This is a genomic window from Roseovarius conchicola, assembly GCF_041403425.1.
GTDB lineage: Bacteria > Pseudomonadota > Alphaproteobacteria > Rhodobacterales > Rhodobacteraceae > Roseovarius > Roseovarius conchicola.
In genome coordinates this window covers 83383-106785 of record NZ_JBGEHK010000003.1, presented here as the reverse complement: position 1 = coordinate 106785, position 23403 = coordinate 83383, and the positions used below count along the sequence as shown (strand labels likewise).

The following is a 23403-nucleotide window of genomic DNA, read 5'->3' as shown; positions in this document are numbered from 1 at the left end:
GAATGCCGGTGGAAATACATCGTCCAACCATACGGATTGGGGTTCGATTCCCCGAACCGGAGTAAATCCCGGTGCTCTGGTAGAGCTTTTCACCAACTGACTTGTCGCCAAGCTAAACTGAAAAACAACCCCGGCGAATGCCGGTGGAACTACAGATTTTCAATCTCCTGGTCGCGGGTTCGATCCCCGCCATCGCAACCGCGATGTAGCTCAGTTGGTAGAGCAGGTTCGTTTCACCCCGGTCGTTCTTTGCTCACAAAAAACGACCACCTTGTCGCCGGGACTTGCGCCCGTAGCTCAGTGGTAGAGCACCCGCCTTTTAAGCGGTGCGTCGTGGGTTCGATCCCCACCGGGCACACCAAAACATATCCGGGGGAATGCCCGTGGGAATACATCGCTATGGTACGATCCGCCCCCAAAAAGGGCTTCTCACGAACTCTTGTCCCCCGGACCCGAAAAAAGAAAGGAAAACCCCGGCGAATGCCGAAGGAACTACATTGCAGCACCCTTCCGGGGTAAACCGAGCGGGTTCGACTCCCCTCCTTGCAGGCGCCCAGACGGCAAACGCGTGGTTTTCACGCGGGGCGGGTCCCGGGTTGTTTCTTCCACCTTGTCGCCGGGGCCCAAATTTTTCGGCTGTAGCTCAGTGGTAGAGCGCCTGATTGTTAATCAGGATGTCGTTGGTTCGATCCCAACCAGCCGAGCCAAATAGGAAAGGAAAACATCCGGGGGAATGCCCGCAGGACTACTGGTAGACGCACCCGGAAACGGGGGCATGGGCAACCATGCTGTGCTGGATCAAGCCCAGCCCGGGGCAACCCGGTGGCGGAAAAATGTCCTGCGAACCCCTTGTCTCCCGGATTTTTGCATGAAGATGAAACAAGCGCTTTTTTGTAGTAACTGCGACACGAGGCTCACTCATTGGCTGGCACCGATTGCGACTTTACCCGACATGTTGTCGCAATGCGATTTCGACAGCAATGGAGGGGACAAGAAGTATCAGCTTCCATTGGTTCCCGCAGGTCACGCACTCATCATGCGGACCGCCCAGATGAGATACGAACTCTTTGAACGAGCCTTGTACGCACAGATGCCGGAAGCTGACAGCTATATCAACCCCAATGACTTGCTTGATCCGATCCTTTGGACCGAAAAGGTTTTCCGGCTGTCCGGCTGTTGTGGTGTTAGTGGTATCGATGGCCCCACAAATATTTGCAAATGCCGCAAAGAGATAGGCACGACACAAGCAGATTGCTGGACGTGGCTTGTTTTTGTGCCTCAAAGCTCAAATACTTATTGGAAAAATAATGACTGAAGAAAACCAAAACTACCCGGTGACTGGTGAGCACCTGAAAGACTGGGGGCATCGCCCCGGCAAACAATTCCCATCGCTGTTGGCGCGGGCCAACGAAATGCGCGCCGAGGGCTTTGGGCTGGTCCGTATCCGTCAGGAGCTGGAGGGGGAGATTCCGCCGGTCCCGGTAACTATGGATCTGCGCGCCCCGGGCGAGGTGGCTTTTCACGAAAATATCGACATGGATCATCCCGACGAGGAAGATAACGTCGACAAGGTGCGTGAAACCATGACCGCGCTGATGCGTACCCCGACCATCGAGGCGGGGGCAATCATGCCTGATGCCTGCCCGGCGGGGCCTGTTGGTACGATCCCGGTTGGGGGCGTGGCAGCGGCGCGCAATGCGATCCATCCGGGGATGCATTCGGCTGACATCTGCTGCTCGGTCATGATCACTGATCTGGGTAACGCAGACCCCAAGGCGGTTCTGGATGCGGCCCAGTCGGTGACGCATTTCGGCCCCGGCGGACGGCCTCAGGGCAAGCGGTTCACCACCTCGATGAAACTGCTGGATGCGTTCCGGGAAAATCCGTTTCTGGACAACCCGAAATCCCTGCGCATGGCGCAGGAACATATGGGCACGCAGGGAGATGGAAATCATTTCCTGTTTGTCGGGCGCTCACGCAAGACCGGACGAACGGCGATTGTGACCCACCACGGGTCGCGCGGACCTGGAGCGGTTCTCTACAAGCACGGGATGCATGTGGCCGAGAAATTCCGCAAGGAACTGTCGCCCGAGACGGCCAAGCAGAACGCCTGGATTCCGGCAGATACCGAGGAAGGGCGCGACTATTGGGAGGCGCTGCAGCTGATCCGCAAATGGACCAAGGCCAACCACAATGCCATCCACCAGGCGACGGTCGAGGCCGCGCGTGTGGGCGATGTGGGTGGGCGGTTCTGGAATGAGCACAACTTCGTCTTCAAGCGGGATGACATCTATTACCACGGCAAGGGCGCGACGCCTGCCTGGGACGGATACGCCACGGATGCGACGGGGCTCACGCTTATTCCGCTGAACATGGCGGAACCCGTACTTGTTGTGCGTGGCAAGGACACGGGTCACGGTCTGGGGTTCAGCCCGCACGGTGCAGGGCGCAACTTCTCACGGTCCGAGCATAAACGCCGTATGGGATCGGTCACGCCTGAGCAGATGCTGAAGGCAGAAACCGAGGGCTTGGATATTCGGTTCCATGCCGGGGGCGTGGACGCCTCGGAACTGCCGTCGAGCTATAAAAACGCCGACAACGTGGTTGCCCAGATCAAGTCCTACGATCTGGCCGAGATCGAGGATTACATCGATCCATACGGCTGCATCATGGCAGGAGACGTGCCGCCGTTCTGGAAAAACAAGAAGAAAGGTCGCCGGTAATCATCGGCGCTCTTTGCGATCCATTCATGGGTGGACGTTGGGTTCCGGTTCTTAACACACATCGGAATCGGTTGCCTTGTATCCGCCCAAATTGGCTTTTATGCCTTAAACTTCAAAGCGTTCTTGATTGACCAAATTATGCAGATCGAAATTACCCTTACCGCATCCAATGATGCTGATTACGCCGCGAGTGATCTTGGGTTCTTGCTGCACAAGCATCCTGACCACATGCATCGGCGGGAAACGTCTGCCGGTGAGGTAACGATTTTCTACCCTGAGAAATCTCAGGTGCGCACAACAGCTGTGATGCACCTCGATGTCGATCCGGTCGGTCTTGTGCGTGGGAAAAACCAGCACAGCGATGGTCTATTGGCGCAATATGTGAATGACCGGCCCTTTGTGGCAAGTTCATTCCTGTCGGTTGCGATGGGGCGGGCCTTTGCCCAGACAATGGCTGGGAAGTCGAAGGACCGGCAGGCTCTGGCTGATCGAGCGCTGCCATTTGAAATCCGTGTTGTGCCTGTTGCTTTGTCGGGTGATCTGGATTTGGTCAAACGTCTATTCGAGCCATTGGGCTATACCATTATATCTCCGTCAGGGATTGGCGAAGAACAGGTTATTGAATTGCGCTTGTCCGCAACTCTGCGCCTCGCTGATATCCTTAAGCATCTTTATGTGCTGGTCCCCGTCCTTGACAACTTCAAGCACTACTATGTGAGCGAAGAAGAGATCGACAAGCTACTGGCGAAGGGTGGGGGATGGTTGTCCGAGCATCCGGACAAGGAACTCATCACACGCCGCGCATTGAAGCATCGCAGGTCATTGATGAACATGGCTCTTGCCCGCCTCGAGGAAGCGGCACCTCAGGAAGAGGAACCAGAAGATACCCCGAAACTGAAACCCGAGGATCAGCTTGAGAAGCCTTTGCGCCTGCATGCCTTGCGGTTGGATACTGTGGCAGAGGTGCTTAGGCAGAACAATGTCACCTCGGTTCTTGATCTGGGATGCGGCGAAGGCAAGCTGATGTCGCGGCTGATCAAGGAACGTGGACTTGCCCGCATTGTCGGCGTGGATGCGTCGGTGAGAACCCTTGAGACGGCGCATCGCAAGTTGCGGCTAAATCAGGCCGGGGACGCTATGGCCCAGCGTGTCACGCTGCAGATGGGCAGCCTGACCTATGGAGACCGGCGCTGGCAGGGCTTTGATGCCGCAACGCTAGTCGAGGTTATCGAACATATCGAGCCGCACCGCTTGTCGGCGCTTATTCTGTCGCTCTTTGGCGATGCACGTCCGCGCATGGTGGTGATGACGACACCCAACCGCGAATACAATGTACTGTTCGAAGGTTTGAAGGACGGCAAACTGCGCCATCCGGATCACCGGTTCGAATGGACCCGAGCGGAATTCGAGAGCTGGGCCAATATGGTGGCTGAAGAGCATGGCTATAGCGTCAGTTTCACGCCTTTGGGGCCGGTTGACGACACCCATGGCGGTCCATCGCAGATGGCTGTGTTCAAACAGGAGGATGCCGTATGAGCCTGCCTGTATTTGTCCCATCCGTCGCGCCGGATATCGAAGCGATCATTCAATCCAAGCTAACTGCCTTGGAGGCCGATCAAGATGTGCATATCCTCTTTGCCATCGAAAGCGGCAGCCGAGCCTGGGGATTTCCGTCGCCCGACAGCGATTACGATGTGCGGTTCATCTATGCCCGCCAACCTGACTGGTATCTCAGCATTGAGCCCGGTCGTGATGTCATAGAACTGCCCATCGAAGGCGACTGGGACATCAACGGCTGGGATATTCGCAAAGCGCTTGGCCTTCTGATCAAGCCCAATCCGGTGGTGCTGGAATGGCTGTCGAGCCCGATCCGGTATCGCTGGAATGATGCGGTCTGTGATCGTCTGATCCAATTTGCGGACAAAACCACATTTGGCGAAAGCTGCCTGCATCACTATCGCAACCTGGCGGTGAAGCAATGGGACAAGCATGTCGGGGACAACCCGGATGTGTCTTTGAAGAAATACTTCTACATCCTGCGGCCCGCTCTGGCGATTTCATGGATCAGGCAGAACCCCTCGGTTCAGCCGCCAATGAATCTGCAGGCGCTGGTCGAGGGTCAGTCGCTGGATCAAGAACTCATCGAATATATTGAACGGCTGCTGGTCCTGAAATCCGCTGCCAAGGAAATAGGGCGCGACGCGCGTATTCCGATGATTGATGCTTTCATCCATGATCAGATTGCTTGGGCAGAAGTTGTGGCAAAACAGGATGAACGGCCGGATTTGATGGCTGAAGGTGACGCGTTGTTGCGGCAGATCGTAAATAGAAGAACTCTAGAAGGGGATGTTGCATGACCAAGATATCCATCCCCGATTTTGCCCTTGTTGTCCTGATCGGTGCCACCGGCTCGGGCAAGTCCAGCTTTGCGCGCAAACATTTTCTGGAAACAGAGATTGTGTCTTCTGATGCCTGCCGGGCGATTGTTTCGGACGATGAAACCGATCTTGCTGCGACCGGTGATGCTTTCGATCTGCTCAACTACACGGCTGCCATTCGCTTGAAGCGCCGTTTGATGACGGTCATTGATGCTACATCAGTGAAACGCGAGGATCGGGCAAGACTTGTACAGCTGGCGCGAAAATACCATGCGCTTCCGGTGGCGCTGGTGCTCGATATCGACCCCAAGATTTGCCATGAACGCAATCAAAACCGCCCCAACCGCGACTTTGGTGAACACGTGGCGCGCAATCATGCCAAGGCACTCAGACGTGGATTGCGCGGGTTGCAGAAAGAGGGCTTCCGAAACGTACAGATCATGAAATCCCCCGAGGAAGTGGATGCGCTGGAGATTACCCGCGAACCGCTTTGGACGGACAACCGCGCTGATCATGGTCCCTTCGATATCATCGGTGACATCCACGGCTGCTTTGATGAATTGACCGAATTGCTTGGAAACCTCGGATACGTGATAGACCCGTTCGAAGCCGGTTCCGAAGACCTGATCCGCGCCCGCCACCCCGAGGGCCGTACAGCGTTCTTTGTCGGCGACATCACGGACCGGGGCCCGCGCAATCTGGATGCTTTGCGCCTTGTCATTGGCATGTGCGATGAAGGCTCTGGCCGCTGCGTGATTGGCAACCACGACTTCAAGCTGAACAAATGGCTGAAGGGCCGGAATGTGACGCAGGCGCATGGGTTGGATCTGACCGTTTCCGAGCTTGAAAAAACCTCGGAGGCCTTCCGCAAACGTGTCTCGGACTTCATTTGGGATTTGCGCTCTCATGCCTGGTTGGCCGATGGCAAGCTGGTCATCGCCCACGCCGGCCTGAAAGAGGAAATGCACGGGCGCGGCTCGGGTTATGTACGAAATTTCGCTATGTTCGGAGAAACAACTGGTGAGGTCGATGAGTTTGGCCTGCCCGTGCGCTTGGAATGGGCGCGCGATTACCGTGGCAAGGCAGATGTCGTCTTTGGTCACACGCCGATGGCCGAGGCCGAATGGCTGAACCATACCATGTGCATCGATACAGGTTGCGTCTTTGGTGGCAAGTTGACCGCATTGCGCTGGCCAGAACGGGAAACGGTTTCGGTCCCGGCAAAGACTCAATATGCGGTTCCCGCGAAACCATTGAATGCAGATCAATCCCTGTCCGCACAACAAGACCATGATCGTCTGCTTTATTTCGATGATTATGCAACCAAGATGCGGATCGAAACACGGTTCAAATCCACCCTGCAGATCCCCGAGGAAAACAGTCTGGCCGCTCTGGAGGTGATGAGCCGTTTTGCCGTTGATCCGAGATGGCTGATCTACCTACCGCCTACGATGGCTGCGTGCCCGACGGCACCCGAAGGTCCGTTTCTGGAACATCCCGATCAGGCGATGGACCACTTTGCCAGCCGGGGTGTGACGGATCTGGTTGTTGAAGAAAAACACATGGGATCGCGTGCCTTGTTGGTGGTTGCCAAGGACGTAGACGCAGCCAAGGCCAGATTTGGCGTCGAAGACGGCAAAGCAGGCGTGATCTATACACGTACCGGGCGCCCCTTCTTCAAAGATGAAGCCGAAGAAGCCGCGGTTGTGGCTCGGATTGGGAAAGCAATGCAATCCGCAGGTCTATGGGAGGAGCTCCAGACTGATTGGGTGCTACTTGACGCTGAACTTATGCCTTGGTCTGCCAAGGCACAGGATTTGCTCAAACGGCAATACCTGCCAACAGTAGCGGCAGCAAAATCGTCTGCTTCGGCGTTGCTGGAGGTAATTTCCAAAGCCAGCGAAATCGAGGGGCTGGACGTCCTTCGCGCACGTGCAACAAACCAACTTTCCAACGCGGACCTCATGGGGCAGACAATCGATGGATACTGCTGGGCAGCGGACAGTATCGAAGACTATCGCATCGCGCCGTTCCACATCCTGGCGAGCGAAGGCAAGGTGCATGCGGATCAGCCCCATACCTGGCATATGGAAACCCTGGGTAAATTGGCCGATGCCAATCCGATTTTACAAACGACGGGTTGGCAGCAGATCGATTTGAATAGTACGGCTGATCGCGATGCGGTTGTCAGTTGGTGGATGAAACACACCGACGATGGAGGAGAGGGGCTAGTTTTCAAACCCAACGCATTTACCCTGCGTGGCGACAAGGGGTTGATCCAGCCGGCAATGAAGGTGCGCGGGCGCGATTATCTGCGAATTATTTATGGACCCGACTATGACCAGCCTGTGAATATCGAACGCCTTCGTCAACGCGGGCTGGGTCGCAAATTCTCGCTTGCTGAGCGCGAATTCAAACTCGGTTTCGAGGGGGTGCATCGGTTTGTGGAAGGTCTGCCGCTCTCTAAGGTGCATGAATGTGCATTGGCAGTGCTTGCGCTTGAAAGTGAGCCAGTTGACCCAAGACTGTAGAACAGAAACTACCGTATTGGGACAGAGTCGCCGCAACTGCGGCCCAAAGCTGCCGTTGGTCGGCACCGATAACGCTGCAGAGCAGCTTTAGCCAAAGTAGACCTTCACGCTTCGCGCGGCACTCTCGGACATCGATTGATCACTTCAAGGAGTGTCGATGAGTAATCTGAAAGGTCAAGATTAGTGGAATTGGTATGAGAGAGCCGCTCCAAGCGTTGTCTTGGTTTGCGTGGAATGCTGTCTTAGCGCCCTCGTTTCAGTTGGCTTGTGATGTCGCTAGCCGTGATCTTGTCGTCATCGGCAAGCATCAGCGCTTTGGAAAGGATTACCGATAGTCGGTTGTCTCCTTCGAACGGCAATGCGATCTGCCCAGCTTTCGAGACTCCACCCGGAACGATGCACAGATATCGATCACCAGGAGACATTAGGATGTTCGAAGAGCCGAGGTGAATCTTGTATGTGTTCAGCTTGCCATCGACGATCAGAAACTTGCCTTCGATATGCGCGACATCACGGATCTTTAAACGCGGCAACAAGGTTTCCAGAACCTGTTTTCGGGTCTCGGCGAAACCATCGAGATTGCCAAAGGAATAGCTTTGCCAATAGTTGCGCGCCTCAGGTGTTGGGCCTTGATCCGCCCAAGCCGGGTCGTTGCCGACACTGGCCACGCCAACGAATAGATCAGCTTCACGCATGGTTTCCGACAAAAGACGGGGCGGTACAGTTTCAAGGTCAACCGGCGTGCCATTTCGCACAAACCTCAACTGATCCGTTCCGACATAGAGATAAATACCCGCATCGTTCCAGTTTTCTTCGTCCCAATTGGTATGAAGAAGATATTCGGCGGCCAAATCGCTTGTGACAAAGCTCTTGTGCGCCCATTGATCGTCCAGCCCATCGTCATAGGCACCCATTAACTGATAGCGCCAGCCGCGCGCTGCCATCAATGTCGCCATCTGATGCTGTTTGAGCATATGAGCGGCCATACGGTTTGAGTAAACCTGTGTTTTTCGCTCAGCATCGGTAAGCAGATACACCTCTCGATAGGCCTGTTTCGTGGGCTGAATGAGTTCAAGCTCTGCCATGCGTGCACGCCACGCCATGACCTCATCAGTCTCCCAATCGATCGGATGCCAGAGGCGAACCTTGGTCTCGGAAGAAATTTTTGCAATCGCGCCGGTCACATCCCGCCAGCTGTCGTCATGCCAAATCGCGCCGGTGGTCTTGCCGTCTGTCTCAAGCGCCCAGATCATCCGGCGTGCAATCACACACATCAGGTCATGCTCAACGTAATAGGTCACGATCTCTTCAATCGGCCATTCCAAATCCTCGGCAAAAAGACGATCAACCCGGTCTCGCTGCGCAGTCAGAACCTTTTTCAGCGCCGCGACTTCGGCCTTGACCTTATCAAACTTGGCCTTGTGCGCCGCCTTTTCGGAAATGAACTTGGGTTTGGTTTTTTGCAAGCCGCCGTCGGGTTTCAGCCAAGCCTGGCTGACTTTTCCCGGACCCTCTACCACGATCCGCAAAGCATAATCGCCGAAAGCCACGGTTTTTTCTCCCTTGGTTAGCCCGTAGGTCGGCACCACCCGTTCCTCAAGCTGGATTGTTGTGATCCCAGCCGCTTCGGCCTTTTTCTCGACGATCGCGGCGACTTTCTTTTGCACAGTTTTCTGTTTGATCGCAGTCGCAAGCCGCGACAGCCGCGCTGTTGCCTCAGCGCCCGGCGTGATTTCCAGATACCAAAGGCAAGCGTTTGCCGTGGCTTGTGCCGCGGGGCCCACACCCGGTATTTTCTTCATCGATTTTTCGCAGAGATCCGCGACCAAGTTGACGGTTTTTGAATCCTGGTACCCGTCGCAGATCCAAACCAGACCTTTTAGGAGCGTGGCATTTGACTTGGTAAAAACGGTGTGTTCCGTCCAAGTATGTTGATGATTGCCGTAGGTATGCGTGCGGGTCTGTTCGATGACTTTGGCCGAAAACGCCCGTGCAATCCAATCTTGCACATTGGACCTTACCCATTCCTTGCCCAGTTCTTCCTTCATCGCCTTCGCTTCGGTACGGAAGATTTTTGTAGGCTTCGCACCGTTAGCTGATGCCGCAAGGTTAAAGACACGGTGCCACTTGGCGGCTTCGTCGGCACTCAAAGATTTGAGCTCTATCTCAAGCGCGCCGCCGAATTCGTCGCCGGAAAGCTTTTTGTAGGGCAAGACGACTTGCTCAACACCCTCGGCACCGCCTAACAGTCGCTTGATGCGTAATCGAACTTTTGCAAAATCCGTGCCGTAATAGGTTTCGTTGGTCATTTCGGGCCAGGCAAGCATGGCATTGAGCTGCTCGAGCGCTTCCTCGGAAAGTGGAGCTTTTTTTGATTTTCGCTCGATCATCTGAACCATGAAACCGATCGGCCACTGGTTCAGATGGCTATGCCCGTTATTCCGATGTTTTTTGTGGTCATCGCAATCACGCTTCATTTGCGCCATCCAGTCCAGCAGCTCTTCCGGCTCGATCGGCAAGGTTGAGCGCATTAGGCTGGTGAAAACTGCGAAGCCGCGCCAATGCGACCTCATCCAGTCGGACCTGCCTTCAACGGGTTGGATGACTTCCGCGCGATTTGCGAAAATAAACCTCGCAAGCGCCGCTGCCTTTTCAGGGTCTTTTTTGAGTGCCTTATAGGTTTCGCTGTCAGTCGCTTTAAGGTCATAGTACGAACGAACTGCATCGCTCTCCCTCATCTCCTTGTCGATCTTGAGCAGCAGCTTGCCCAATTCGGACTTAAACAAGGCCTGTCCCCGGTCGACTGTCGGAACACGACTGGTGCCCTGGGCAACATCAGATGATGACATCAAGTTTCCAAACAACTTCTTCAAAATGGCCATGCTTTATCCCCCGACAAGCGGCGTCAGCTTGAGGAAGGTCACGATCGTTTCTTCCCGAATTTCAACCTCTTCCTCCAATCCTTCGACCTGCCTGTCATCGACAAGAAGAATAAATCCGTTGGCCTCGAATGCTGCGAGCGCCTGTGTAACAAATTTCTCCGGATCGATAGCGTGCTTTGCAGCCGGGCTGTTGAGCATCTGTTCTTTCTCATTCGGCGTGATCAGCCGTGGTGCCTGTTTGCCCGCTCTGTCAAGCAACCGATCGTCACATTCAGCTCGTACACGCTCTGAAATCAGGTCTTTCGCAGTCAGATTTCTGGAATTGAGTTTTAGCAAAAGCTCGATCACTTCGGAACGTGGAACGCTCTCGTCTTTGACAGTGACAACGAACTCATCGGGCTGAGGGATAACTGACATCAAATAGGCTCCGGCTGATTTGCATGCTTTTCTTTTTATACAGAAAAGCGTCGGAAGTTTGGCGGTTATCTTGGGAAAGATTTTGTTTTCCGGTCCAATCACCTGTGTCGCTCTCGTGTTTGGGACAGACTGGATTGATTTTTTTGATCTGCCGTCACTTTTGCGCTGTAGAATCGCGACCTGGCTTGGTTTTCACGTGTGACTCCGCCATTTTCGAAAACGTGGTTTCTCGATTGCTCACGGCCCATCGGCTTTACATCCGACTGGTGCGTGCGCCACGCCATCCCGTCAGACTGGGCAGAGCAGCGCGCGCTCATCGCGACTCTCTGATCCCAATCCACCAAACTCGTATCGCGAAATTGGCCTGCCCAAACTTTGGCCCTAGCCCGTGCTATTTCTGGTGCAGATATGGGTCTACGATTGGCGCGATCTAACGCAAGTCCCTGACAACGCGAGACCATTCCAGGCGCAAACTGTATCGGTGAAATGGCGAAGAGTGGTTGGCTGTGCGGGCAGTTTGCAGCTAGCCAGTCTCCCCCAAATTTCCCTGAAAACAGGGAAATTTACAGGGAATACGCGCTGTTTCGGTGGCATTTGATTTCTGAGGCTCCGAAATAGATAAACAGATCAGTGCCTTGTGGGCGAGTTCCCTAAATCGCAGAACAGGGAAAATCTGGTGACCTTTCAGTGAAAACTCGAAGGCTTTCAGGGAATGGCTGTTTCACTCAGCTTTCTTTCCCCAGAATTTCATCCGCCGTCGTCAGCAATCGAACAAGAGCAGTCCGGAGACATGCAAGCTCCAAAGAAATGCAAACTTCGTTTCGGCCAATAAGGCCAGAACAGTCTCGGCGACTTCATTCGAGTGGCGCATTGGCTCGATTAAGTGCTCGCCTGCAGAACCGTGCACCCTAGCCAGCCAGTTTTTCGCGATGTATGTCGAAACAACCAGTCAACTACACACTCGCTAGTGACACCCAAGGAGCCGATGGTTGGTTTTTTTCCAGTACCTCAAATCGCCTTAAATTCAAGAATGTAGGAACGCCTTGGATCATCCGGTATGGGCGCGTCAACGTTTCTCACTGAGCACGAGTATCCGTTGGCATTCGCAAGCTCAACGACGTCATTGAGCTCTGGATAATTTGATTTGGCGATCAGGATCCTACCGTCGCTAGTGAGTATTTCCCCCGACTTTTCAAATAGCGAGGTATGCGCCTTAAAAGATGTATCCCATTGAGCCGCTTCGGTGTACGTAGTTGAGGTTCTATTTCTACCAGGCAAGTTCGCCACGATAAGGTCAAATGCCACTCCCTCTTCGAACTCGGGAAGCCCATCACATTCCATCACCTTGACTACGTCATCAAATCCCCATTGGTCCGTGTTTTGTATGGTATTGCTAACGGCGGCTGGATTTATGTCCACTGCGACAACGCTTGCCGCACCCTTTATCACGGCCGCAATGGTGATGGCACCGGTTCCACAGCCAAAATCTAAGACGTTCTTGCCTTTCAGGACTGGCAAGCTTTCTATGAGTTGAATGGTGTCATCTCCCGGGGGGAACACCCCTTGTTCGACCAAGAAAGGCCGACCCATGAAATCAATGAACTGACCATTTTCGTCGAGAGAAAGCCATTCTCGTTGTTGAGCAATCTGCCTGTTCAAGGCAGCATCCAAGTCGTCCCCACTGATAACGTCAAACTTTTTCAACTGGTGTTTCCTAGTATCAATTCTTGATACAGTCTTGCGTGCTGTTCCGCCCGCGCGACCCAAGAATGATTGTCCACGACATTCGACCGGCTCGACAATCCCATTCTCCTCAATTCCGCATAATCTTTAATCAACGAAACAACCGCGTCAGCCATAGCTTTTGGATACATTGGGTCTTCGGGGTCAGTGTCCAGCAACAAACCGTTCATGCCGCTTTGCACCGAATCCTTCATGAAACCGATCCTGTTTGTAATGACCGGGGTCCCGCATGCCTGAGACTCCATCGCTACCATCCCGCAGGGCTCGTATTTAGAAGGTGCCAGGGTTATGCTTGCGTTCGCATAGAGGCCGGCTACGACGTCTCGCCGCCACTCATTGATAATCAATTTCGTTTTAGGTCTGCGTCGTCTGAGCATTTCGATCATCTCGCAATACTCGTCAGCATTCGGGTGCTTCTCTCCGTCCCAGCGTTTGGTGGAGAGCGCGAAAACCATCTGCACATCCTCATCGATGTAGTCGAGCATCGATACGATGGCTTCTATTCCTTTGGAAGGGACGGTTCGTCCGATAAACAGCAGGTAGCCAGGCGCAAGATCACTATAGGGTGCGGCTGCTTCCGGCCTAAAAGTCTGGGTGTCGACGCCGTTTGGAATGACAACGGTTTTTGAGGAGACCTCCGGATAAAAACTTGTCAAAATATCCCGGTTTTCTTCTGAAACTGCAACAATCCGATCCGCTTCGGACATCATGATTTTCTCACACAACACCCCATGTTCGTAGATGTCTGCCGTCTCATTCAACTCATCATGAGCATCGTTTTTCATGATATCGTGAGTGGTGTAAACTAGCGGAATTTTTTTAATGTACTTGGCGATAACTGCCGCCAGAGACACTTCCCAGGTATGAGCGTGAACCAAGTCGAAATCGAAGGTCGGCGAGGCATAGCGCCTGATCATTGAGAGGTTTGTCAGTTCCAGATCCAACAGCAGAGACAGCCGAGGATCATGGACGGCGACATCCGCGATTGGGCCATGCCCAACCATCCCAGCAATGATTTCAGTTGACGAACTAGTATGTGTATCCCAAGTCCAGTGCTCGAGCTTTGCGCAATGTGAAGGAAGTTCCTTCATCAACTCATACACAACAATTCCGAGACCACCGCTTTCAACCAGCGGGTATTGATAACGGCTTTGAAAGAGTATGTTCATAAAAGTACCCGGCGATCAGCTTAAAATCAGTTTCAGCAAGGCCTTTTTAAGCTGCACTCCCATAGCGGCTTCCTCCCAATATGCCGCATATTCTGACTCATCAACATCTGTTGAAAGCTCATCCATGCGAGGAAGGGAATGCAAAACCATGGCATCTCCCTTTGCTAGTCTGTGAAGCTTTTCAAGGTTTACCCGGTACTGCTCCGGAGTTTCCGGGACTTTCTGATCCCGCTCGACTCTGCTTGTCGAATAGTCCGCCTGTACAACTGGTTCCATGTAAATCACGTCGGCGCTGGGCAGCGCCTTGCTTACATCGTCGATTAATTCAATCGCGCAACCTCTTTCCGAGAAGTCGTCTAGGTACTCCTTCGGAATTCTGAGCTCAGGAGGGCTTACGAACGAGACAGAGACATCGTACCTAGAAAGCGCATAGCCGATTGAGTGCATGGTCCGCATCCGACCATCGCCAACAAGCAGGAAGTTCAATCCATCAAGATGCCCCTTGCGGCTAATCACGGTTGCAAGATCCGTGAGAACCTGAGTGGGGTGTTCGCCCCATCCATCGCCGGCATTGATAATCGGTGTTTTCGAGTGTTTCGAGGCCTCAAGAGGTGCGCCTTTCTCGAAGTGACGCATGACAATAACGTCGGCATAGTTTTCTAACATCCGAAATGTGTCTTTTATGGATTCCTGATAAAAGTCGCCTGCGCGAGTCATTTTTGGATCACCAAAGCCTATGACGCTCCCTCCCATTTGCACCATCGCTGCCTCATGAGACAGCCGTGTCCTTGTGGATGGCTGAAAGAAGGCCGAGAGTTGGGTTTTGCCTACAAGCAGATCACTGCTGTCTTTTGGATCAGATTGTGAAAACCACAGCGCGAGCTCGAGGATCTGCTCAATTTGCTCGCGTGACAGCTCCTTAAGACCAAGTAAACCATTGTTCAAGAACGTCATTTTACCTATCCCAGTCTCTGAGGCAACTACGCGAGCCACCGGCGCGCGGCCAATTAGAAATCAGTATCGGCAGACATGTCTTCGTCTGTCTAGCCCCTAGATTCTGTTCAACTAATTTGCGGTGTCTCCAACAGGCTTTCCGGAACTGGTGAAGGCATATCATTCTCCCACTATTTTTTAGAGCAACCAGTTGATGCGCAGGTTTATTTATCGATGCAGATTGGATACCGTTGAAAACTATGGCCTGCGCAAAACCACCAGAACCTGGAAGAGCGACACCACCGTCCGAAAATAGCCAATTCGCGATGAACCAATCGCACGCACTCTTAGACCATATTGAAAGTATGATAGGGCGAGGTGACTTGGGCGACAAATTCGACAAAAGCATTGAGGCCGCAGAACGGGCGCTTGACCGGTTGCGCTCAGCGGGAGCGACGGAAGCACAAGTTCGTAGAGTTGAAGGTCGTCTGAGTCAGCTGCGTGGTGATGCAATGGGCGCTGTGCGAAGAGAAGCGGAAGGTCTGCGCGGAGACAAGGCGAAGGGAACAAAGGCTCCTGACGGCAAGCAGGTCCTTGAAAAATTCCGTGAGGGGGCGCCCGATCGAAGCGCTCAGCGTGCTAGCGAAGTGCTCACCAAGCCGGGCCATTGGGCACATGAAGCATTCAAGCAAGAGGTCTTTCGAGTCATTGAGGCCAATGGTAAAATCCCCTCCGATTACAAGGCAACATTGGCTCGTGACGCCGCCGAGATGTTGAAGGTGTGCCCTTCTGCGGGCGGCTTGGTCGCAGCGATGGTCACGCGTGGACAACCGCGGGGCTCTTTTGCTCGGAGACTGAGTACCAAAGGAAACGACGCGGTCGGCGCTGCTTATGAAATCATGGGGACAGCAGCATTGTGTAAAGGCGCATCCAACCCTGCGAACACCAAACATGATGCACCGAAGCTAAGCATCAATCCCAATAAGGATAAGTTGGTATTCGGGCCAAAAGCGTACATGAATCATCGGTACGCTTACGACAGAAAGACCGCAGACCGAGATCGCCGGACCGTCGAAGCCGATGCGCAAGTTTTCCAAAACGGACGTGAGGTCGGCATAGATTTCAAGCACGTCAAGGAAGCTGGGACTAGAGGAAATTCTCGCGACCTCAACAAACAGCTGTCCGCCGTAGCGGAAGCAATCTCCCACGGTCAATACGATGAGTATCACTTTGTAACAAACGGTCGCTTTTCAGAATCATTCAAGGATGCCGTCGATGAGATCAACGATGATCTGGTCAAGAACGGGAATGCACCCATCGCCTGCCATGAGCATGTAACCTCGATCAGCGATGATCCATACGCAGATCAAGAGACCTGAGTTTCCATGGTCGCAATTACGGATCTTTACCAAGCCATTCGCTCGCAGGATCGTGGGGTGCTAGAAGACGTCTTATTCGATCCGGACAAAGGCGATGATGCGCCGAACGGATTACGCTTTGCAGTTCGTGCGCTATGGGACGCGATTGATCCTCCTCCAGAAAATCTACTCCCTATCATGCCAGTTTGCGATGGTTCGTTTGCTTGCGTTGTATGCGATCACGACATCTCGGATGGATCATTCCATAAGGGTCAAGCCCACGAAGTCGTTCGCTGGCACTTAGGCGTGGTAGATGACGTCAAACAAGGCGAGCTCCTTGATCTCGACGCAATCTCTTACATTCGCTCGATGTCGAAAGAGCTTTCAATTCGAAGAGCCGAACGAAAATCAGTCGAGAAGACGGCTACGAACTACTACAACAATTTCGTTGTTAAGGGTCGACGTCCTCGTGTCGATGTCAGGCGTCCGGTTCAGCTCGCTTGTCAAAATGTCATAATTGGATTGGCGTCGCTTCACTACGACGCGGTCTTTGATGGGCTGCGCGTCGAGGCGTATGTGACCTGCGAAGTCGCCCATCTAGCCACAGGAGAAGCAGATCGAGCGATGGCAGCGTTGTTGCTATGCGACGCGTTCCAAAGCGGTGGTACGATGGAAATCCGCTTCGGACGAGCAAACCGAGAGCGTCCAATTCCACCTGCTTTGCACCGGTTCGCACGTGTTCGCGGCATTCAGATTGGTGCCAAAGATCCTCGAGCAATATCACCGGCAGAGGCGCGCGAGCTCTTCATCTCTGTGTCGCCGATGACCGAGGAGCTGAGGCTTCGCGCGTTTGAAGCTTTCGATACCGGCGTCATCACACCAGAAAGACTATGTTATTGCCTGATGTCAGGGCTTTGGAGTGACATCGAGCTTAGCTACCTCCTTGCAACAACGCCGCGCGCGCCAAGAATTCTTGAGGGTGGCAGCGACCCCGAGGATCGAATGGCTCGCTGCGCGGAATCGGAATCATGCCGTGCAGCTGCCATGGTGGGAATGCTTAAAAGCAGACTCGAAAACGGAGCTCTGAAGGCAAACCAATCTCCTATGGTCGAAGTTCTTGAAGATTGGCGTTTGGATAGCAATTGGGTGGTTCTATCCGAAGTCGGCGCGGTGGCATTTGCCCAACTCAAAGGAAACGAAGTTCCTTGGCTCAGGAAGGGAACGGGAGCCCGGTTGAAAGTCGGCAAGGAAGCCCTGGTCGTACTGCCGCGCGGGATGCCCTTCTTAACGGATGCGGCTCTTGTCGCTCGTTTGCAGGAAGACCAGCCGGAGGCAGCGGTTTTTCTCTTGGTGCCTTCGGATGCAGATATGAGTGGCTTCCCAGGTGTGCCGTTCCTTAGGTGTCCGCAAACTCTGGATGTGATTGATCAGTCGGTACGTGGAAAACTAGATACATTGAGGATTTCCCGCAGATGACGGTTGAAAAAGTAGCGTTTGTTCGATTGCCGAGCCAAGTGACTGCTGAGTTCGAGGCTATGGCCGCCAAGGCAATGGCGGCGCTACGCCGTTCCAGCAAGCTTCCGCCGGGCAACAACGCAGAAATCGGTCGTTTCGAGGCAATTGCCGCTCAGCTTGAGAAACGCGCGATCGAACTCTCGGTGGCTGATCCTCAATCTGTGGCATTCGCCGACGATCTCCAATCACGCACGCGATTGCTTATGACGCCAGAGTTGCTGGGTGAAGTGGGGGAAGACATTCCTGCCAGTGTTGCTGATTGGCTGTCCGCAGGATCGAGCGTCGTTTCGGTGACATTGCCACATCAACAGGGCCCGACAGCTAATTCCTTGGAGGAAGTTGGACCTGCTCCGGTGGCCGAAGCCTGGAAGGGATCTCACCGCTACAAGAGAGAAGCAGAAACCGAGCGCTTCGAACATCAGATACGTTCAGCGCTTGCTGATGGGCGCGTGGACACAGCGATCAATCCCTCGGGTGTATCTAATCGCGTCCTGACAACGACTCTGAGGAAGTATGTCGCCAAGGCAGGAAGCGAAACCAGGATGGACGTACCTGTCGAATATAGGGATGGTTCGCGTGCAGAGGATTTCCCGTTTCGGGCAATTCACCTGTCGGATGACACGCCATCCAATCTGCCTGTTCTTCGTTTCACTCTCTTATCAATTCGTCATGTTGAGATGGATGAGTTGGTCGATGGCGCATGGTATAGAAACTCGCGGATCAGTCTGCCTCGTGCGGCAGGAATTACCGATGCCGACGCGTTCTCGATTTCAAAACAACAGCTCGAAACAATCAGAGCAACTGGGCCGGTAGTGATAGAGATGTTCCAAACTGGCCTTCAGCCTGCAGTAGTCGGCTTCTACCGTGCGGTTACACACGCACTGGTCGAGTATCCCGGCTCGATCTGCGTAGTGCCCAAGTTCTTTGTTGGTGAAGGATTTGAAGAAGGGGCTCCATGGCAGACGAGATAGACAATGAGCCAATGCGCGGTGCGGCAACGACGCACTATTGGAGTGCCGAGTGCAAAGACTGTGCTGCGGAGCTACGGCTAAGCGGTCGAAAGCTGAATGCTTCCAACAGGCAGAAGGGCCGGCGTGGTCCCGGGGGAGGACGAGGGTTCGAGTATTCGGGTGCTTGGGCTGAAAAGGAGTTTAATCTAGGGCATTCGCGCTCAGATCGCTGCGAGCGTCATCGTCGCCTTCATCGCCAAGCCATTAGAGCTTTGGCAGTTCCTTATGTTGATCTGGAAGTTGTTGGCACGGTTAGAAATCGTGAGAACCCCACTGGACCTTTGGGCGGTCTTGGCGCTCTGCCGCCTGCCCACAAACAAAGAGAAGCCGAGAGCAACCTTCAGGATTACGGCTTCGGGATGAGCGACCAGGACATTCTTGAGATTTTAGAAGGGCTGAAAGACAAGAAGGTAGCAGTGATCGAGGCGGGGACCGGGTCTGGCAAATCGACCTTCATGCCTTTTCGGCTCATGAACCCTCCAAACGGTGCGGTGTTTCACCCAATAAGAAACGGTCCAATCGTTGTGACTGAACCTCGAAGGGCCGCGGCAACAGGCGTCGCTACATTCGTTGGTGAGAACTTGGCTTTCGGCCGTGATAGCCGGAAAACCCAGTCTCATATTGGCCCAGGTTTTCCAGTTGGTTACCAAGTCAGCGGCGATCGCAAATGGGATGGAGCTTGCGATCTGATCTATGTGACCGACGGTACTATGATCAACTGGGTACGAGATGGAAGCTTGGCGCGCATCGGCATGGTGATTGTGGACGAAGCGCATGAGCGTAGTGAGAATATCGACATCATTCTCGCCCAACTTCGGGAAAAAGTTTTAGAATACGAACACTTAAGGGTGATTATCACGTCAGCAACGATCGATAAGGACTTTTTCGTCACGTATTTTGGTGGTGAGGAAAAAGTATTCCATCATCTTGTGCCGGAGAAAAAGAGTTTCGGCTACGGAGTCCCATTATTTATCGACCTCGATATCGACTCGCGAATAATCGCAAATGGTCTGAGCCTTAACGGAGGGATCGACCAAATCCAGTTTGGAGGTTGGTCTGGTCTTGGACCGGAACACGAGGGATTCCCGGAGGACGACCTTGCTGCAGAATCTCGCAATTACGAAAAACTTCGATGCGTAGATGAGATCCCTGTCGAGCAATGGCGTTCTGAGATGCCAAATGCATTAGCCCGCCAAGTGCTTGCCATCGCTAAGGGGACAAGTTGGGGGGACATTCTCGGGTTTTTGCCCACCACCAGAAAGATCGAGGAAGCGATTGACTTGATCAAACGCGGACTGGATGAACTTGATCTCAAATTCGACGTTTATCCGTTACTATCTTCCACAGACGCCGAAAGGACTAAAAAAGCCGTAGCGGCCAGGCGAAGGGGAGAGAAACGAAAGATCGTCATATCGTCTAATCTTGCAGAGACTTCACTCACGGTAAGTGGTGTTCGGTACGTCGTGGATTCTGGTCTGATCTGCCAGTCTGAATGGAACACCGAACTTGCCAGTGGGTCGCTGCCAGTCATTCCTCATAGTCAGTCTGGCCTTCGTCAACGTTGGGGTCGTGTCGGTCGGGATGCGCCAGGATGGGTTTTCCCGCTCTACACCAAGGACCAATTCCTGGCACTTGCTCGAGATACACCACCAGAGTCGACCCGAAAGAACCTTGAAGCTTTTTGCACAAAGCTCATCGCGTCGGGCCTCAACGTTGAGACAGCAATTTTGCCAGCGAGTTTTGAGGATCCTGCCTTCCAATTGGATGAATATGGCAAAAAGTCTGCAGAGACATTCAAGTCCGAATTGACACGAGCCAGCCGGGTCTTGCGCCAGAGTGGACTAATTGATCCGGACGGAGACTTGACCGAAATCGGCAGAGAGGTCGAGCGATACTCTGGTGAAGCCTCGGAGGCGCTAGCTATCGCGGTTGCAGACCGCCTCGCATGCGTTCATGAGGTGGCTCTTGCTATCGCTGTGTTGGTGCAGGGGACACTGTACGGGAAGACAACGCACTCGATCTTGAGAACGGATTTTGGCTGGCCTCCGGAGTGGCGACTGCGTGCTACGGCATGCCATAGGGCACTCGCAGAAGGGTGCTTAGACGATCTTGAATTGATTGTTCGCCTTGCTTCGCTCTACCAGGCAGCCTCCGACAAATCCCGCTGGTGTCGAACGTGGTGGGTGAATGAGCCAGCTCTTGTGGCAGCTATTGATGAAGTCACTTCGGTGGTGGGCAACTTGTCAGCACACATGAAGAGCGAAGCCGCTCGACCTTTTTTGCTGACCTTGCTCCCACGTGCCAGAGCGGCCTTGGTGTATGCCTTCCAAGACAACCTCTTCACCGAGCTGGAAGACGGAACTTTCGAAAAAGAGGGCGTGCCAACGCCCGCTGAATTGCAGAGCCATCGATTGGTTACCTGTAGCCGGAGCGTCATCGCGTTTCAGAGATACGAAAAGACCCTGCCTGGAGATGAAGAGCGGAGATTCATAAGTCATTTTGTAGATGCGAACCCGGAATTTACAAAGGTTCTGTCGGGCGGCGGCGTCGAAAATGACTTCGACCTATTGCTGCTCTTGAGCCGCTGGGCTGATGCGCAACCTAAAGCAACAATGACGCAGACTGACACTCTGCGACACGCTCGGGAAGCTTTGCCAATCGGTTCCATCGTGCGACTTGAAACGGCCGCGAAGACCGACGGTTTAAGCAAGGTTCTCGGGTTCGATATAGAACAACAGGCCTTTCTCGCACCTATTGGCCCAACAGACGGTCTGTTCGATAACGATGATGATGAGGTAGAATCCGGGTTTGATCGAGAATGGGACCTCTTAGGCAATGATGAGGCGACGCCGGACGAAGAAGAAGAAGCACGGAATCCCTTGGACCCTCGCTGGCTCGAAATCAACGACCGCGCCGAAGAAGGCTCCGCAGTAGTCGAATATAACAAGCCCAGCAATCCGCAGGCACCCGACACACCAGTTTTCGCGCGCTTGATGTTCGATGATTCCGAGCTAGCACCCAACAGGGCTTACGTAGTCACCGGTTGCGAATACGATAGCGGTAAGGCGGTCGTGCTGGTCGAACCATTTGATCCTATTAATCAGAGCGTTGATCCAGCGCAGCACAAGCGGCTTCGACCTTTCGACGAACTTGATGTCGAGGTCCTTGACGTGACGAGCGACCCTTACGATGCCTTCATTCGCTTCAGAGTTGTCGGATCTACAGAACGAATTGACGTTCCAGCACGGAAATTGTTTTCGCTTGATCCTTATGAGGAGGCCAATCCGCGCGGGATTGTCAACGGAGGTGTTTTTAAAGGGCTAGTTGTCGTCCCAAAGCCTGGTCAAAGAAGCCTGAGTTTTAAGGCTTGGATGCGAGAAGAACTAAACAAGTTAGGAGTTCCCCAAAAGACAGAGAAAGGAAAGGCCGACCGCCTTCATTCAGCTAGGATCATCAGCGAACCGAACGAGTACGACAAAGTCTTGGTTGAGCTAGAAGACGGGATTGAACCGGGAGATGTTGCACTGCGAACGGCGATCTGGATCGGTTGGCTCGGCGAGGAGAAAGGGGTTCCAGTTAATGTCGGTCAGCGGCTGCGCATTGGTTTCGCGGACAGTCCATCCACTTCGAACGGATTGAAACCGTTGTCGGAGGCCCTCGACCAAGTGGTCAGCAAGAGCGGTGGCAAGCTGAAGGTTCAGGGCCAGAAAGTGATTGCCAATACGGCGCTTGACCCGAGTCTTGCGAGACGACTTCTTCGACTTCACATGGGCGACAAATGGGCATCGCAAGTGTACCGCCTTTTCGAGTATTCACAGACCATCAATCCGGTCTTGGCGCTTCCTCCGATACATCAGCAAACCTCAGCGCTCACTGAGATTACAAGAGAGCTTTTCGATAACTTCCATCGCAGGAAGCAATTTGAGCAGCGCTTCAATGTGCGCTTGAAGCTCATCGAGACGAACCAGGTCGAAATCTGCGCTCAGGATGAACAAACAGTCTTGATGGCCGTGGAAGCGATCGCGTCAGTTGATGCGGCCGCGTACCTTGCTTTGCGTCTTCCTGGCGGCACTACGGGTCGCGTCATTGGCAAAGGTGGCCAGACGCTAAAAACTCTGCAAGCAATGTCTGGGGTCGAGTGGCTTTGGGTTGAAGAAGAGATTGTACACGTGATCGCGCAAACCTCCGCAGCCGCAAATGCCGTTCTCAGAAGAGTGAAGCCGCTGGTTGAAAAGGCGGTAGGCCTTGTGGTCGTTCCAAGCAACCAAATTGGGGCGTTTATTGGTCCCAAGGGCGCTCACATAAAGAGTGCAAGCGCCGCATCTCAAACACGGAACTTCAACACCGGCATAGATGGCCAATGGCGTTTGGAGGGTTCCTCGGTCGATTCCCTGGAGATGTTTGCTTCCATTGCTCGCGGATATGCCAGTGGTCTGACATTGCAGGTATCCTCTGGCCAGGAAGTTGAAATCATCGCTGAGCGAAAGCCAAAAAGAAAGCGCGCCAGTAGCAAGCCACGGTCAAAGGCCGCTGCTTCCACAGTCGCAAATCGGGCCAAACCCGCTCCTCGTGCGGCTAAAGGCAGAAAAGTCGACCAAAGCGACATTCAAAAGGCTAAATTGCAGTCAGGCAATTCATCCGCCGATGATCATGCCAAACCTACCGTAGACAAAGGTAAAGGTCTTCTGGGCCTCCTCAAAAGAAAGATTTGGGGACCTTAACCGACGCGTAAGCGCCATTATGT

General features: G+C 53.6%; 14 protein-coding genes and 2 tRNA genes. 11 read left to right on the top strand and 5 right to left on the bottom strand.

Translation table 11 applies throughout. The features are described from left to right. The first annotated feature begins 286 nt into the window (after positions 1–286). The 7 genes from V6N02_RS09740 to V6N02_RS09710 all read left to right on the top strand — a co-directional run bounded on the left by V6N02_RS09740 (position 287) and on the right by V6N02_RS09710 (position 7632). A tRNA-Lys gene (locus tag V6N02_RS09740) sits at positions 287–361 on the top strand. A gap of 271 nt (positions 362–632) precedes the next feature. After that, positions 633–707: transfer RNA gene (locus tag V6N02_RS09735), tRNA-Asn, on the top strand. 167 nt (positions 708–874) lie between these two features. Next, on the top strand, positions 875–1315 hold the full coding sequence (locus V6N02_RS09730; protein WP_371225386.1) for a hypothetical protein: 441 nt from the start codon (positions 875–877) through the stop codon (positions 1313–1315). Next, positions 1308–2723 carry an RtcB family protein gene (locus V6N02_RS09725; RefSeq protein ID WP_371225385.1) on the top strand — a complete coding sequence of 472 codons (1416 nt, stop codon included), beginning with the start codon at positions 1308–1310 and terminating at the stop codon, positions 2721–2723. The genes V6N02_RS09730 and V6N02_RS09725 overlap by 8 nt, the downstream gene beginning before the upstream one ends. 138 nt (positions 2724–2861) lie before the next feature. Beyond that, positions 2862–4259, top strand: a complete 1398-nt coding sequence (locus V6N02_RS09720; protein ID WP_371225384.1) for a 3' terminal RNA ribose 2'-O-methyltransferase Hen1 — start codon at positions 2862–2864, stop codon at positions 4257–4259. Next, positions 4256–5080, top strand: coding sequence for a nucleotidyltransferase domain-containing protein (locus tag V6N02_RS09715; RefSeq protein WP_371225383.1), 825 nt, complete (start codon positions 4256–4258; stop codon positions 5078–5080). Before V6N02_RS09720 ends, V6N02_RS09715 begins: the two co-directional genes overlap by 4 nt. After that, the gene (locus V6N02_RS09710) at positions 5077–7632 is read left to right on the top strand and encodes a polynucleotide kinase-phosphatase (protein ID WP_371225382.1); all 2556 of its coding nucleotides are present in this window, start codon (positions 5077–5079) and stop codon (positions 7630–7632) included. The genes V6N02_RS09715 and V6N02_RS09710 overlap by 4 nt, the downstream gene beginning before the upstream one ends. 242 nt (positions 7633–7874) lie before the next feature. Here the strand turns inward: V6N02_RS09710 and V6N02_RS09705 are convergent, their stop codons facing one another. The 5 genes from V6N02_RS09705 to pyrB form a co-directional block, all read right to left on the bottom strand. Further along, complete coding sequence (locus V6N02_RS09705; RefSeq protein WP_371225381.1) at positions 7875–10514, bottom strand: DUF4132 domain-containing protein; 2640 nt, start codon at positions 10512–10514, stop codon at positions 7875–7877. A gap of 3 nt (positions 10515–10517) precedes the next feature. Then, positions 10518–10931: a hypothetical protein gene (locus V6N02_RS09700; protein WP_371225380.1), complete on the bottom strand. Its 414-nt coding sequence runs from the start codon at positions 10929–10931 to the stop codon at positions 10518–10520. A 1008-nt stretch (positions 10932–11939) separates the two neighbouring features. Next, on the bottom strand, positions 11940–12635 hold the full coding sequence (locus V6N02_RS09695) for a 50S ribosomal protein L11 methyltransferase (protein WP_371225379.1): 696 nt from the start codon (positions 12633–12635) through the stop codon (positions 11940–11942). Continuing rightward, positions 12632–13843, bottom strand: coding sequence for a glycosyltransferase family 4 protein (locus V6N02_RS09690; protein ID WP_371225378.1), 1212 nt, complete (start codon positions 13841–13843; stop codon positions 12632–12634). Before V6N02_RS09690 ends, V6N02_RS09695 begins: the two co-directional genes overlap by 4 nt. Before the next feature lie 15 nt (positions 13844–13858). Further along, positions 13859–14797 (bottom strand): aspartate carbamoyltransferase, encoded by a 939-nt coding sequence (gene pyrB / locus V6N02_RS09685; protein WP_371225377.1) that lies wholly within the window; start codon positions 14795–14797, stop codon positions 13859–13861. A 362-nt stretch (positions 14798–15159) separates the two neighbouring features. Between pyrB and V6N02_RS09680 the strand changes: the two genes are divergently transcribed. The 4 genes from V6N02_RS09680 to V6N02_RS09665 are packed head-to-tail and all read left to right on the top strand — an operon-like array spanning position 15160 to position 23380. Beyond that, entirely contained in the window at positions 15160–16155 is a 996-nt protein-coding gene (locus V6N02_RS09680) for a hypothetical protein (RefSeq protein WP_371225376.1), read from the top strand. Positions 16156–16161: 6 nt separating this feature from the next. Then, positions 16162–17610, top strand: a complete 1449-nt coding sequence (locus V6N02_RS09675) for a hypothetical protein (RefSeq protein WP_371225375.1) — start codon at positions 16162–16164, stop codon at positions 17608–17610. Further along, entirely contained in the window at positions 17607–18620 is a 1014-nt protein-coding gene (locus V6N02_RS09670; RefSeq protein WP_371225374.1) for a hypothetical protein, read from the top strand. The genes V6N02_RS09675 and V6N02_RS09670 overlap by 4 nt, the downstream gene beginning before the upstream one ends. Next, positions 18605–23380 carry a DEAD/DEAH box helicase gene (locus tag V6N02_RS09665; protein WP_371225373.1) on the top strand — a complete coding sequence of 1592 codons (4776 nt, stop codon included), beginning with the start codon at positions 18605–18607 and terminating at the stop codon, positions 23378–23380. Before V6N02_RS09670 ends, V6N02_RS09665 begins: the two co-directional genes overlap by 16 nt. The last annotated feature ends 23 nt before the right edge of the window (positions 23381–23403 follow it).

What these genes read in the sequence shown, in the direction of transcription:
- V6N02_RS09715 (WP_371225383.1), top strand. Translation starts at nt 4,256, where the DNA reads ATGAGCCTGCCTGTATTTGTCCCATCCGTCGCGCCGGATATCGAAGCG.
- V6N02_RS09665 (WP_371225373.1), top strand. Translation starts at nt 18,605, where the DNA reads ATGGCAGACGAGATAGACAATGAGCCAATGCGCGGTGCGGCAACGACG.
- V6N02_RS09670 (WP_371225374.1), top strand. Translation starts at nt 17,607, where the DNA reads ATGACGGTTGAAAAAGTAGCGTTTGTTCGATTGCCGAGCCAAGTGACT.
- V6N02_RS09710 (WP_371225382.1), top strand. Translation starts at nt 5,077, where the DNA reads ATGACCAAGATATCCATCCCCGATTTTGCCCTTGTTGTCCTGATCGGT.
- V6N02_RS09700 (WP_371225380.1), bottom strand. Translation starts at nt 10,931, where the DNA reads ATGTCAGTTATCCCTCAGCCCGATGAGTTCGTTGTCACTGTCAAAGAC.
- V6N02_RS09705 (WP_371225381.1), bottom strand. Translation starts at nt 10,514, where the DNA reads ATGGCCATTTTGAAGAAGTTGTTTGGAAACTTGATGTCATCATCTGAT.
- V6N02_RS09675 (WP_371225375.1), top strand. Translation starts at nt 16,162, where the DNA reads ATGGTCGCAATTACGGATCTTTACCAAGCCATTCGCTCGCAGGATCGT.
- V6N02_RS09730 (WP_371225386.1), top strand. Translation starts at nt 875, where the DNA reads ATGAAACAAGCGCTTTTTTGTAGTAACTGCGACACGAGGCTCACTCAT.
- V6N02_RS09725 (WP_371225385.1), top strand. Translation starts at nt 1,308, where the DNA reads ATGACTGAAGAAAACCAAAACTACCCGGTGACTGGTGAGCACCTGAAA.
- V6N02_RS09690 (WP_371225378.1), bottom strand. Translation starts at nt 13,843, where the DNA reads ATGAACATACTCTTTCAAAGCCGTTATCAATACCCGCTGGTTGAAAGC.
- pyrB (WP_371225377.1), bottom strand. Translation starts at nt 14,797, where the DNA reads ATGACGTTCTTGAACAATGGTTTACTTGGTCTTAAGGAGCTGTCACGC.
- V6N02_RS09720 (WP_371225384.1), top strand. Translation starts at nt 2,862, where the DNA reads ATGCAGATCGAAATTACCCTTACCGCATCCAATGATGCTGATTACGCC.